Source organism: Maridesulfovibrio sp. (genome assembly GCF_963677005.1).
GTDB lineage: Bacteria > Desulfobacterota > Desulfovibrionia > Desulfovibrionales > Desulfovibrionaceae > Maridesulfovibrio.
This window is the reverse complement of the sequence record NZ_OY781616.1, coordinates 1,777,501-1,789,037: the sequence shown is the minus strand read 5'-3', so window position 1 is coordinate 1,789,037 and position 11,537 is coordinate 1,777,501. Positions and strand designations below refer to the sequence as shown.

Sequence of the window (11,537 nt, the reverse complement as noted above, 5' to 3'; positions counted from 1 at the left end):
GTCTATACCGATTGCGGCTGCGGTTTTGAAAAGAATGCGTACACCTTCTTCTCCATGACGATCATCAGTACGGCGAGGATGATCATGGCACTGCCCAGATATCCGGTCCAGTCAAAGCTTTCGTTCCACCACAGCCATGCAAGAATGGCGGCCACTACCGGCTCAACCGTGGCTATAACCGATGCGGTTGTTGCTTCAAGGTATTTAAGTCCGGCGTAGTAGACCGAGTAGGCTCCGTAGGTGCAGATGATGGCCAGTGCGACAAGGCTGAGCCATGATGTCGCGGTCTTGTGCGTGAATTCGAAAAACGGGGTCATGCACAGGGCTCCTACGGGCAGGGCGTAGAGGAATACCGTCGGCGTGGTATAGCGGGCGAAAATGGTCTTGCCGTAGATATAGTAAAGAGCGTAGGTGAAGCCGGAAGCAAGTCCGCAGATGATCCCGAACCAGGTGAATCTGATCTCCGTTCCTGTGCCGAAAAGCTGGGGTCCCAGCGATACGCAGACAACTCCGCAGATGGTTATGCCCAGCGCGGCCAGTTTTACCGGTCCCATTTTTTCACCGAGCAGCAGCCAGGACATGAAAGCTACCCAGGCCGGGGCCGTGTACAGCAGCACCGAGGCCAGTGCTGCCCCGACATCCTGAACAGCCAGTTGATAGGAACCGTAGAACACGGTTACACCGATGAATCCGAAGCCGATAATTCTGGGAAGATCCTTGGCGGCAATGGAAACACGGCGGATGCGGCAGGCATGGACAGCAAAAAGTATCCATGCGAAAATGGCGCGCCAGAATGCGTTTTCCAGCGGGGAGACTCCCTGTTCTATGGGAAATTTGGAAACGGGACCGATGAGTCCCCACATCACTGCGGCAGTGAGTATAAATATGCAGCCCTTGATGTTCATGCAGGGGTCCTTGTGTCTGAATTGATCGGATCGGTTTGCCGGAAGGCATGCCGCAGGAGCGTACGCAGCCGGTGTTCAATTGTCCAAAACTGTTATCGGAATGTTTAAGCTGTTTTATCGGCAGCGTAAAGACCGGTGTGGGCAGTATATAATTTTGAAGGTAATTACAGCGGGTATTTTAATTGAGTGAAATCAAGTCCATGATAGCGGGTGCCGGGCACGCGGGAATGCGGTTCGACAGGGTTCTGGAAGAACTGCTTCCGAGGAGCGGGTTGCGGCTGCGCAGACGGTTGATAGAGAACGGCTCCGTCCTTGTTGACGGGAAGAAGCGCAAGCCGGGGTTCAAAATTTATGCAGGGGCTGAGGTGGTCCTGTCCCGGCTGGAAAATTCCGAATGTGTCGGAAAGACGGCATCAGCCATACAGGTAGTAGAACGGGGTGAAGGATTCGCCGCTCTCGACAAGCCGCACGGCCTGCATTCGGCCGGTATTGCCGGGAGTACCGGAGTAAGTGTTGAAGAATTCCTGCCGGAGATATTCCCAGAAGAGGATGCTTTACTCGCCAACAGGTTGGACCTGCTTACTTCCGGGCTTCTGCTCGTGGCCTTCGGCACTGGTAGATTGCAGGAATTTCATGAATATGAGGATGCCGGAAAGGTGGAAAAGGAATATCTGGCCCGTGTGCACGGCCAGCCTCATGATCCTTTTACCGTGAAGAACCGCCTTGATACAGCCGATCGCAAGCAGACCGGTGTTCTTGATGAACCGGACGGCCCTCTGCGCTGGACCGTTGTCGAACCCCTGCGAAAATTCGATGACGGAACATCGCTTGTGCGGGTAAACATAGCAAAAGGCGCCCGGCATCAGATACGTGCCCATCTCGCCCATGCCGGGTTCCCAATAGTCGGAGACCCTCTTTACGGCATAGGCAACGAGACAGGGCGTATGTATCTGCACCATTTCCGGATAGCATTTACCGGTTTTGAGGCGGTTAGTGAGCCGGACTGGTAGTTCAGTATGAAAATCATATAAAAAAGCACCGCAGTTTCCGTATGGGAGACTGCGGTGCTTTTTTATAGGCACCAGGCTATCCCGGCTGGATAGCGGCAGATTTATATTGCTTTGGGGCTATGAGAGCAGCAGGGCCTTGGCGAAGTCCTCTCCGTTGAAGGGCCTCAAGTCTTCCATTTTTTCCCCGAGTCCAACATAGGTTATGGGCAGTTTGTTCTGCATGGTCACAGCGATCATTACTCCGCCCTTGGCCGTGCCGTCGAGCTTGGTAAGGATCAGTTCGTCCACGCCGATGGCCTCGTTGAACAGCTTGGTCTGGGAAAGGGCATTCTGCCCTGTTGTCGCATCAATGACCAGAACGCTGCGGTGCGGGGCTTCATCGTGCTTTTTGCCGAGGACGCGGCGAATCTTGTGCAGCTCTTCCATGAGGTTGGTCTTGGTGTGCAGGCGTCCGGCCGTATCCAGAAGCATGAGGTCGTAGCCGTTCTTGACTGCGTAATCGATGGCCTCGTAGGCGACTGCAGCAGGATCGGAACCCTCTTCCTTGGCGTAGAATCCGGCCCCTACCCGACGCGCCCAGACCTCAAGCTGCCCGATGGCCGCGGCCCGGAAGGTGTCTCCGGCAACGATGAGAACCTTGCGGCCCTGCATCTGGGCGCGGTGGGCCAGCTTGGCAATGGTGGTGGTCTTGCCCACGCCGTTTACGCCGATCATCATGACCACTTCCGGCGGGTTGTATGCTTTGATGCGTTTAGGCACCTTGAAAATTTCATCCAGTTCTTCGCGCAGCAGGTCCTTGAAGTTTTCCGGATTGGTCTCGCCCGCCTTGCGGACCCGATCCTTCATGCGTTCCACCAGTTCCACCGTGGCTTCATAACCCACATCGGCCATGATCAGGATTTCCTCGAATTCCTCCCAGAAATCGTCATCGAATGCCGTATGGCTGGAAAGCATGGAATCAATGCGCTTGGTGATCTGCTCGCGGGTCTTGTTCAGCCCTTCGGAAAGTTTGATGAACAACCGGCTGCGTTCGTCTTCCTCATCTTCGAGTTCAAGGGCCAGAGCCAGTCTGTACTGAAGTTCGGAGCGGAATTCTTCAACGTATTCGTAATCCATTTCCTCAAGCCAGTCTTTGAACCGGCTGATGAAGTCCGTTGCTTCCGCTTTGGGTGCTTCAAGGGCTATAAGCAGGAATTCCAGACGGTCCCAGAGGTCATCGCAGGCTTCGTCTATTCCTTCAAGGATGAGGTTCAGCCAGACAGAGAGTCTGGGCTCGGCCTGCTGCAGGGATTTGGTGAGGTCGCGCTGCCATTGGGGTTTTTCCGCATCCTGTTCCGTTTCCGCTGCACCGGGCATTACCGGTTCGAGAATTGTGGTCCCAGCGGATGCGGCCGGTCGGGGAGCGGGAATGGAAGGCTCGCTTTCCTTTTCCTCGGTTTTTATTTCTTCGTGAGTCTCGGGTGATTCAGAAACAGCTTGTATTTCCGGCTCCATGTCTGCTTCTGCAGGCTGTTCCGCTTCCTTGACTGAAATTTTCTGTTCAGAAACAGTCTCTGCTTCCTCTTCCACAATAGAAACAGGTTCTTCCGGCTGCTCAGCCGTCTGTTCGGATTCTGCTTCTGCAACGGATTTCATTTCCGCCACAGGTTCAGGTTCTGCTACAGGAGTATCCGGTTGTGCCGGAGCGGTTTCCGGTTTTTCTGTTACTACCGCTTCCGGCTCGGAAACCGGTTGAGGAGCCGGTTCCGGAGCGACTTCGGCTGTCGCATCCGGAGTAGGTGTTTCTTTTTCTGTATATTCATCTCCCAGATATTCTTTGATTGCCTGTTCGGCTCTTTGTTCCGGGCTGGACCATAATTTTTTTACTTTAGAAAAGAATCCCATTGAAATCCCCTTTGCAGTCTGTTTTGAACAGGCGAAGATAACTCAGTCGGTCATGATGCGCAACCGTTGGGAGCTGGTCCTTTTGGGGTCTGTTTTTTATGGATTTATTTGCAGTGGAAGGTTCTGTTGCGTAGCAGGCGTTATTATATGGTGTAATGCCGCTGGCGATGGTGCCTGAAATGCTTGAGCCCGCGACTTTCGTCGCGGGCTCAAAGATCGGCAGATGTGGGAAAAGTATTAATCTACTTTTACGTATGCCTTGGCTGCAGCGCCGCAGATAGGACACTTGTCGGTCGCCGGGCCGTCCTGAGTGTGGCCGCATACGGAACAGATGTAGAATTCAGCTTCGGAAAATACGTCGCTGTCTGCTTCCAGAGCCTCGGTGTAGAGTTCGGCATGGATTTTTTCAGCTTCGTTGGCAAATCCGAAATAGCGCAGTACTGCGTTTTCGCCTTCTGTTTTGGCATCTTCCATCATTTCGGGGTACATATTTTCAAATTCATATGTTTCTCCGGAAATAGCTGCTTTGAGGTTGTCTTCTGTGGAACCGATGCCTTTCATCAGACGAAGGTGTGCGTGAGCGTGAATGGTTTCGGCTGCGGCAGCTGCACGGAAAAGTTTGGCTACTCCGGGCTTGCCTTCGGATTCTGCTTTTTCGGCAAAAGCGAGATATTTACGGTTAGCCTGGGATTCACCTGCGAATGCTGCTTTCAGATTTTCAGTGGTCTTGCTCATTTGGAATTCTCCTTTTAACTGTTTGTATTTTAATGTTTGAAAGACTTGTCCGTTTCGTTGAAATTAGTAGTAATAGTTCCTGTTAAGAATAGCAAGCAAAATCTGTAATTTTTTTACACCTTCCCATTTAAAGAATTTCAAGCCGCTTCCATCTATTAATGAAGCATAAGTTTGTTGAAATTTATACGTCATGGAGATACATATTTTGCAAAACGAAGCCATTGGAGATTTTTATGAGAAGAACATGCGTAAAGGATATTCTTAATGCGGAAAAACCAGTTCCTGAGCTTGTGGTCAAGGGCTGGGTCCGTACCAAGCGTGACAGCAAGGGATTTTCCTTTCTGGAGGTTAACGACGGTTCCTGTCTCAAGAATGTGCAGATCATAATCGATCACACACCGGAAGTGGAGAGCGAACTGGAGAAGATTTCCACCGGGGCTTCCGTTTCTGTTGTCGGTGAGCTTGTAGAGTCTCCGGGCAAGGGTCAGAAATGGGAAGTACGCGGAAAGTCAGTTGAAATGCTCGGATATGCTGATCCGGAAACCTTCCCGATGCAGAAGAAGCGTCACAGTGACGAGTTCCTGAGGACCATAGCGCATCTCAGACCGCGTACAAACAAGTTCAGTGCAATGTTTCGCATCCGTTCTGAGCTGTCCTACGCCATCCACAGTTTTTTCCGCGATAAGGGATTCTTTTATGTCCATACGCCGATCATCACCGGTTCCGACTGCGAAGGGGCCGGAGAGATGTTCCGGGTGACTTCGCTTGATTATGCCGGTCTTGCCGGAAAGAAGGAAGAGCAGCTTGCCGATGACTTTTTCGGGAAAGCCGCACACCTGACTGTTTCCGGGCAGCTTCCCGCTGAGATGTATGCCCTGTCCCTGGGGCAGGTCTATACCTTCGGCCCTACGTTCCGGGCTGAAAAATCGAACACGCCCCGCCATGCCGCCGAGTTCTGGATGGTTGAACCGGAAGTGGCCTTTGCAGATCTTGATGACAACATGGATCTTGGCGAAGAGATGGTGAAATATCTGATTAAGCATGTTCTCGAACGCTGTGCTGACGACATTGAGCTTTTCGCAAAGTTTGTCGACAAGTCCCTGATGGACACCCTGAACAATACTTTGAACAATAATTTCGAGCGCATTTCCTATACCGATGCCGTGGAGTTGCTCAGGGGCTGCAAGAAAGCTGACAAATTCGAATTCCGTCCCGAATACGGCGAGGATCTCCAGACCGAGCATGAGCGCTACCTTACTGAAGAGCATTTCGGCAAACCGGTTATCGTTTATAATTATCCAAGAGAGATCAAACCCTTCTACATGCGGGTGAACGATGACGGTAAAACCGTTACGGCCATGGACCTGCTGGTACCGAGGATCGGAGAACTGGTGGGCGGCTCGCAGCGTGAGGAAAGACTGGATGTGCTGGAAAGCAGAATCGCTGAAACGGGAATGGATGCCGCTGAATACTGGTGGTATCTGGACAGCCGCCGTTTCGGTTCCGCTCCCCATTCAGGATTCGGCATGGGCTTTGAGCGCATGCTTATGCTGCTTACCGGCGCAACCAATATACGTGACGTGATTCCTTTTCCAAGAACCCCCAAGAATCTCGAATTCTAGTCAATTCCGGGCCGCCTCGTGCGGCCCGATTCATCCCATGATATCCATTCCACGCCATATACGTGAATCTTCCGCCGTACCGTCCATAAGTCTGGGCGGCATAACATTTGTTCAGTATCGCAGCCAGATTTCCGAGATCAGGCATGAACTCTGCGTTTCTCAGCACTCTCTCGTCTTTATTCTAGAAGGGACCAAATACATCCATTCCGCGGACGGAGATATTGTCGTGAAAAAAGGTGAGGCCTTTTTCTGCCGGAAGGGGTGCCATCTCATGTCCGAAATGATTCCGGATGATGGAAGCTCGTTCGATACCGTGCTTTTTTTCTTCGATGACTCAATGTTTGCAGGATTTGTGGATCAGCTTGATGCCGGAGAAAGTCCGGCTCCCGGTACGGAAAAGGCTGTTTTTCCCATTGCGGTTGATGAGGCCATAAGCATCTTCCTGTCCTCCATGATGCCGCTTTTTGATTCTCCTCTAGGGCATGATGATTCCTTTCTGCGACTCAAGGTGAACGAACTGCTCCATTACCTTTGCTTTTCAAAGGACAACAGTGCGTTTGTCGGCTTTCTGCTTGCCTGCCGCAACGAAATGAAAAACGATCTTTCCTCTGTCATGGAAGAATATTTCAACAAGAACATCAGCCTTGAAGATATGGCGGAACTCTCCGGCCGCAGCCTTTCGACCTTCAAAAGAGAATTCCGAAAAGTTTTTGATACCACTCCCGCCAGATGGATAAGGGAGCGCAGGCTTTCCTGGGCTGCGCAGCTCATCCGTAATTCGCAGAAGAACATAACCGAGATTTCCTACGAATCCGGCTACGACAGCCTTTCTCATTTCAGTTCCATTTTCCGCAGCAGGTACGGGGTTTCCCCCAGCGAATACAGAACTGGACTGATTCCGTCAAAATCTGAACTTTAACCGCAAGCGGCAGCATCTCTTTTGCGCTAGTTTTCCTCCAACACAAATCAAGGAGGAAATTATGCGTAAGTATACTCTCGTTTTTATCATGTCTTTGGCCGTTGTTCTCGCGGCCTGTACCGTAAAGAGCACAAAGGTGTCCGGTTTTTCATCCCCGGAAAGTGTAACTTCGGACGGAACATTCTTTTATGTTTCCAACGTGGGCGAAAAGCTGGCTCCAACTGAAAGGGACGGGGACGGATTTATTTCGAAACTGACCGGGGACGGCAGGATTGACAGACTCCGTTTCGCCGAAGGGCTCAACGCTCCGAAAGGCATGGCCGTACTCGGAGATGTTCTCTATGTAGCCGACATTGAACGCATCCGTGGCTTTGAGCTCAAGGACGGTCATGAAGTATTCAATCTCGACCTGTCCGGGGCCGGAACCTCTTTTCTGAATGACATCACGGTATTCTCAGAAAACGAACTGCTCGTTACCGCCACCGATATCGGGGCTGTGATCCTTGTCCGTGTCGGCGCTGCTCCGTCCTACCAACGGCTTGAATCCAATATCGACCTTGCAGGCATAAACGGAATCACTTTCGACCAGAGCGGCGGGAATGTGTATTTCGTTACTTTCGGTACGGATAACAAACCAACCGGTTTTGTGGGCAGTGGACGTATTTCCGGCGGTAAATTTATCGGCAGAAAAATATGTTCCAAGGAAGGGTATTATGACGGCATCGCCGTTCACAACGGGAAAGTCCTTGCTTCAGACTGGGTTGAATTCAAGAAGTCCGGCCTGCTGATTCAGGTCGATCCCGAATCAGGAAGTTATTCCAATGTTGACCTTCCGGAGAAAATAGGTGGTCCGGCGGACTTTTATCTCGATGAAAAGGGTGAAAGGCTCTGGATACCCATGATGCTGGAAAACAAGGTCCTGATTTACGGACTGGGAAATTAACCGGGCAATCCCCGCTTCGAGAATAATTCGAAGCGGGGATTTTCGTTCGGTTACTTAAGGGGCAGAAGCAGAAGTGTCACCAGATGTTCCGGTTTGGTGGTCATGGGATCGTTCATGTACTGCTCCATGCAGGGGCCCTGTCCCATGTCCATACCGCTGCCCGGCAGCCAGCTTCCGTAGAATTCCGACCAGGAGTCCACAAGTTTTTCGTACGGTCCGAGGTGGACGGCTACTGCGTATTTTCCGCCCTGAAAATCCCGCACATTGATATCGGCTGAAGCGGGAACATCTGCTCCTACGGTTATGCAGGCTTCAGAGCGCAGTTTCTGCGGTTCAACCGTGGCCGGATCATCGTAGAACACCCCGTAGAATCTTGTGGTTGCGTTAAAGTGTCCTGCCGGTCCGGCCCAGGCACACAATTTTTCCCAGGCCGCACCTATTTCGTTGTACGGGCCTGTATGTTCAGCGTAGGCCATTTTCACAGGATCAATAGACCAGATTTGTACGTCCATCGTATACTCCTTTTTATGTGGTTCTGCTCAGCACAGCCCCATCCATATTTCAGTCACCAAATCCTCGGGGCCGACTTCGGCCGGAGTTTTGATGTATTTTTCGAAAGAGGCGATGCTGTCGTTGAGACTGTATCCGTATGCAGGCAGCCATTTGCCGTACAGCTCCCGGTATGTGTCCACCAGCTTTTCATAAGGCCCGAGGTGTGTTGTTACAGCGTAGCTTCCGCCGGGGATCGTCTGTATCCTTATTTCCGGGGTTGTTTCGGTTTCTTCTATTATAGATAGACATGCGTCATAGCGGATTTTCCCTGACGGAGTGACATCGGGGTCGTCATAACAGATACCGATAAATTCGGTTTCTGCTGTCAGCAGATTTTTGCTGCCTCCCCAGGTACAGAGTCTGCTCCAGGCGGATTCTACTTCAAAGTAGGACCCGATGTGCCGGATGAAGGCCACCTTTGTTTCATTCCTGCGGCGAACCTGCACCTCACAGGAAAGCGGCGAATCATCAAGTCTGAAATCATTTCTGCTGGGTTTGGGACGATAGTGTATTTTGCCTGTTCCCTGCAGATTCAGAATCTCTCTGGATCTGGACCTGAATTCGCTGGGGGGGACTGAAAATCTTTTCTTGAATGCCCGGCTGAATGTTTCAGCGGATTCGAAACGGGCATCCAGAGCAATCTCCATAACGGAAGCATCGGTATATGAAAGTTTATAGGCGGCCTTTTCAAGGCGCAGCCGGCGTACATGTTCTTTCAGGCTTTCTCCAACCATGCCTTTGAATATGCGGTGGAAATGGGTCACCGAAAAACAGGCCACTCCGGCAAGCGTTTCCGGGGACAGATCGGCATCCAGATTCCGCTGTATATACAGGAGAACTTCCATCATTTTTTCATTATACGGCTGAAGCAGTGTGGACATTTTTAGTTTCCTTGATCTGTTGCTGTGTTCAGTGGAAATAAACACGATTCGCGATTCTATTTCATGACATTTTTTATCATCCCGGCAAATCCGTTCAAATATTGTGAATCAGGCTGTTCTAAGTGTTACATTAATTTTTTCGGATTGTTACGATGAGGATAAATGATGTTGGATTCTTCCTGTTCAGGTTTTCTAACGAAAATAATGCATAAACAGCAACCCGCTACTGCCGCACAGATTGCCCTTGCCGCCAACTTGGCGATGAGGTTAAAGTAAACAACATGAACAAGTTCAAATTCATACTAGCTCTGTTTATGGTGTTTTTCATCCTCGGAGGGTGCAATTCATTCAAAAAGGTGACCGGCAGTCCCTGTGTGAGCAACTCCAGTTCAACTCCGCAGTGGATAGTGGAATCTGCGGCCTGTGCTCTGGAACAGATGCGGGAGGAAACCGACGGACCGTCAATAAATTATCTGCTTGAGATGGCCAGGGGAGTGTTTATTTTCCCGGACGTGTACAAGGCGGCGTTTATGGTGGGAGCCGAAGGTGGGCCGGGAGTACTCTGCGCAAAGGACGATACCGGATTCTGGAACGGTCCGGCCTTTTTCAATATGGCCGGGGTTAATATCGGCCTGCAGGGCGGGGTGGCAGGAAAGACCGTAGTGGTTTTCCTCATGGATAAGGAGGCGCTGGATGATGCGCTGGGTGGAAAGATTGATCTTTCCATGGGTGCGGATCTGGCCATCGGGCACCTGAACGACAGTTCTCATCGCGGGTCGTTTGACGTTCAGGGCAATCTGTTTACCCTCGTATATCAGGCCGGGATGTTCAGCGGAATGGCGTATCGCACCGGCGCGCTTATGGTCAGCAATGATTACAACAAGAAATATTACGGCCAGGCTGTCGATGTAAGGGATATCCTGAAGACTCACAAATATGACAAACCGGAAGCAGACGTCCTGTTGATGAGCCTGCTGGGGATATAATGCATCAGTTCTTTCGAATGTTTTTTATGCGTTTGCGTTCCCGCGTATAACGCAGCAGCTCTTTGCAGATGAATTCGGCACTGTGGTAGAATGCAAAAAACTGTACCAGCTTCTGCAGGTAGAACCGTTTGGTGACTCCTTCATTTCTGAGCTTTTCCAGCCTTTTTTGAGCCCGATCAAGTGCCAACTGAAGGCTGTTTTCGTCGGGTATTCTTTTGGACCCGATGGCGCGCATGGCTTTGGATGAAGCCTTGGCAAGGGCGGTCAATTCATCTTTCATGATGATATCATACCCCTCGCCATGTACGTTATTCAGGGCATTAAGCATTGAACGAAGATGCGATGCGCAATCCTCCAGAATTTCGACCTTCATGCCTAGAAGCTCAGTGTTTTCCATATAAAGAAGGCTTTCAAGGCGAATTACTTTAGAGTATATTTCCCTGTTTTTTGCCATCTTGGCATTGGTCGAATCAAGCAGGCTGGGGGAAAGTCCGGACTGTTTGTGGAGAAAGCAGTCCATTAATGTTTCATAGTTATCTGCACATTCGCTGAACTGCTTGAAAAGGTCTTCTTTCAAGGCTTCGGCAGCCCGGACAGGGTAAATACTTATGCTGGTCAGAAAAGCGCTGGCTACACCGAGGCTGATTTCAAGAACCCGGAAAATACCGAACTGGATGCGGTCCGGTTCTCCGAGGCTGGCCAAAAGTACGATGGTGGTTGTTATCGCAGCCATTTTATAGCGATTGTTGTATCTGGTCATGTAGGCGCAAAAGCCCACGGACAGGAACAGGGACAGAACTGTCATCAGTGGGGTAGGGGGTAAAATGACCATGAATATGATAGCGATGAAAGCCCCGATGGCGGTGCCTGAAAATCTGTACCAGCACATCTTGATGGAATCCGCTACGTTGATCTGCATGACTATAACAGCAGAAAGAGCGGCCCAGTATCCGTATTTGAGATCGAATAGATCTGCTGCGTAATAGGCCAGCACTGCGGCTATGCCTGTTTTAATACCATGAATGAGATGTGCTTTTTGTGAAGAGAATTTAAATCTGAGCATATTTGCGTAGTAAAGGTGGTGAGGTGTTAAAAACCAA

At 50.7% G+C, this 11,537-nt stretch carries 11 protein-coding genes; 5 read left to right on the top strand and 6 right to left on the bottom strand.

Annotated features, from left to right (window positions below):
* Window positions 1-2 precede the first annotated feature (2 nt).
* Window positions 3-905 carry an EamA family transporter gene (locus tag ACKU4E_RS08145; RefSeq protein WP_320170575.1) on the bottom strand — a complete coding sequence of 301 codons (903 nt, stop codon included), beginning with the start codon at window positions 903-905 and terminating at the stop codon, window positions 3-5.
* Window positions 906-1,087: 182 nt separating this feature from the next.
* Between ACKU4E_RS08145 and ACKU4E_RS08140 the strand changes: the two genes are divergently transcribed.
* Entirely contained in the window at window positions 1,088-1,915 is an 828-nt protein-coding gene (locus ACKU4E_RS08140; protein WP_320170574.1) for a pseudouridine synthase, read from the top strand.
* A 117-nt stretch (window positions 1,916-2,032) separates the two neighbouring features.
* Here ACKU4E_RS08140 and ftsY read toward each other — a convergent pair whose 3' ends face one another.
* Both ftsY and ACKU4E_RS08130 read right to left on the bottom strand, forming a co-directional pair.
* Window positions 2,033-3,799 carry a signal recognition particle-docking protein FtsY gene (gene ftsY, locus ACKU4E_RS08135; RefSeq protein ID WP_320170573.1) on the bottom strand — a complete coding sequence of 589 codons (1,767 nt, stop codon included), beginning with the start codon at window positions 3,797-3,799 and terminating at the stop codon, window positions 2,033-2,035.
* A 237-nt stretch (window positions 3,800-4,036) separates the two neighbouring features.
* Complete coding sequence (locus tag ACKU4E_RS08130) at window positions 4,037-4,534, bottom strand: rubrerythrin family protein (protein ID WP_320170572.1); 498 nt, start codon at window positions 4,532-4,534, stop codon at window positions 4,037-4,039.
* A 233-nt stretch (window positions 4,535-4,767) separates the two neighbouring features.
* Between ACKU4E_RS08130 and asnS the strand changes: the two genes are divergently transcribed.
* The 3 genes from asnS to ACKU4E_RS08115 all read left to right on the top strand — a co-directional run bounded on the left by asnS (window position 4,768) and on the right by ACKU4E_RS08115 (window position 8,018).
* On the top strand, window positions 4,768-6,156 hold the full coding sequence (gene asnS / locus ACKU4E_RS08125; RefSeq protein WP_320170571.1) for an asparagine--tRNA ligase: 1,389 nt from the start codon (window positions 4,768-4,770) through the stop codon (window positions 6,154-6,156).
* A 37-nt stretch (window positions 6,157-6,193) separates the two neighbouring features.
* Window positions 6,194-7,075 carry a helix-turn-helix transcriptional regulator gene (locus ACKU4E_RS08120; protein WP_320170570.1) on the top strand — a complete coding sequence of 294 codons (882 nt, stop codon included), beginning with the start codon at window positions 6,194-6,196 and terminating at the stop codon, window positions 7,073-7,075.
* A 61-nt stretch (window positions 7,076-7,136) separates the two neighbouring features.
* Window positions 7,137-8,018, top strand: a complete 882-nt coding sequence (locus tag ACKU4E_RS08115; protein ID WP_320170569.1) for a hypothetical protein — start codon at window positions 7,137-7,139, stop codon at window positions 8,016-8,018.
* Between the two features lie 50 nt (window positions 8,019-8,068).
* On the opposite strand, the gene ACKU4E_RS08110 is transcribed toward ACKU4E_RS08115, so the two are convergent.
* Together ACKU4E_RS08110 and ACKU4E_RS08105 are read right to left on the bottom strand one after the other, a co-directional pair.
* Window positions 8,069-8,530 (bottom strand): GyrI-like domain-containing protein, encoded by a 462-nt coding sequence (locus ACKU4E_RS08110; RefSeq protein ID WP_320170568.1) that lies wholly within the window; start codon window positions 8,528-8,530, stop codon window positions 8,069-8,071.
* 27 nt (window positions 8,531-8,557) lie between these two features.
* Window positions 8,558-9,451, bottom strand: a complete 894-nt coding sequence (locus tag ACKU4E_RS08105; protein WP_320170567.1) for an AraC family transcriptional regulator — start codon at window positions 9,449-9,451, stop codon at window positions 8,558-8,560.
* Window positions 9,452-9,732: 281 nt separating this feature from the next.
* On the opposite strand from ACKU4E_RS08105, the gene ACKU4E_RS08100 reads away from it, so the two are divergent.
* Window positions 9,733-10,437 (top strand): lipid-binding SYLF domain-containing protein, encoded by a 705-nt coding sequence (locus tag ACKU4E_RS08100; protein WP_320170566.1) that lies wholly within the window; start codon window positions 9,733-9,735, stop codon window positions 10,435-10,437.
* Between the two features lie 4 nt (window positions 10,438-10,441).
* Here ACKU4E_RS08100 and ACKU4E_RS08095 read toward each other — a convergent pair whose 3' ends face one another.
* Complete coding sequence (locus tag ACKU4E_RS08095) at window positions 10,442-11,500, bottom strand: FUSC family protein (RefSeq protein WP_320170565.1); 1,059 nt, start codon at window positions 11,498-11,500, stop codon at window positions 10,442-10,444.
* Window positions 11,501-11,537: the final 37 nt, after the last annotated feature.

Coding starts and splice junctions, on each gene's coding strand:
- ACKU4E_RS08105 (WP_320170567.1), bottom strand. CDS start 9,451: ATGTCCACACTGCTTCAGCCGTATAATGAAAAAATGATGGAAGTTCTC.
- ACKU4E_RS08145 (WP_320170575.1), bottom strand. CDS start 905: ATGAACATCAAGGGCTGCATATTTATACTCACTGCCGCAGTGATGTGG.
- asnS (WP_320170571.1), top strand. CDS start 4,768: ATGAGAAGAACATGCGTAAAGGATATTCTTAATGCGGAAAAACCAGTT.
- ACKU4E_RS08100 (WP_320170566.1), top strand. CDS start 9,733: ATGAACAAGTTCAAATTCATACTAGCTCTGTTTATGGTGTTTTTCATC.
- ACKU4E_RS08115 (WP_320170569.1), top strand. CDS start 7,137: ATGCGTAAGTATACTCTCGTTTTTATCATGTCTTTGGCCGTTGTTCTC.
- ACKU4E_RS08110 (WP_320170568.1), bottom strand. CDS start 8,530: ATGGACGTACAAATCTGGTCTATTGATCCTGTGAAAATGGCCTACGCT.
- ACKU4E_RS08130 (WP_320170572.1), bottom strand. CDS start 4,534: ATGAGCAAGACCACTGAAAATCTGAAAGCAGCATTCGCAGGTGAATCC.
- ACKU4E_RS08095 (WP_320170565.1), bottom strand. CDS start 11,500: ATGCTCAGATTTAAATTCTCTTCACAAAAAGCACATCTCATTCATGGT.
- ACKU4E_RS08120 (WP_320170570.1), top strand. CDS start 6,194: ATGATATCCATTCCACGCCATATACGTGAATCTTCCGCCGTACCGTCC.
- ftsY (WP_320170573.1), bottom strand. CDS start 3,799: ATGGGATTCTTTTCTAAAGTAAAAAAATTATGGTCCAGCCCGGAACAA.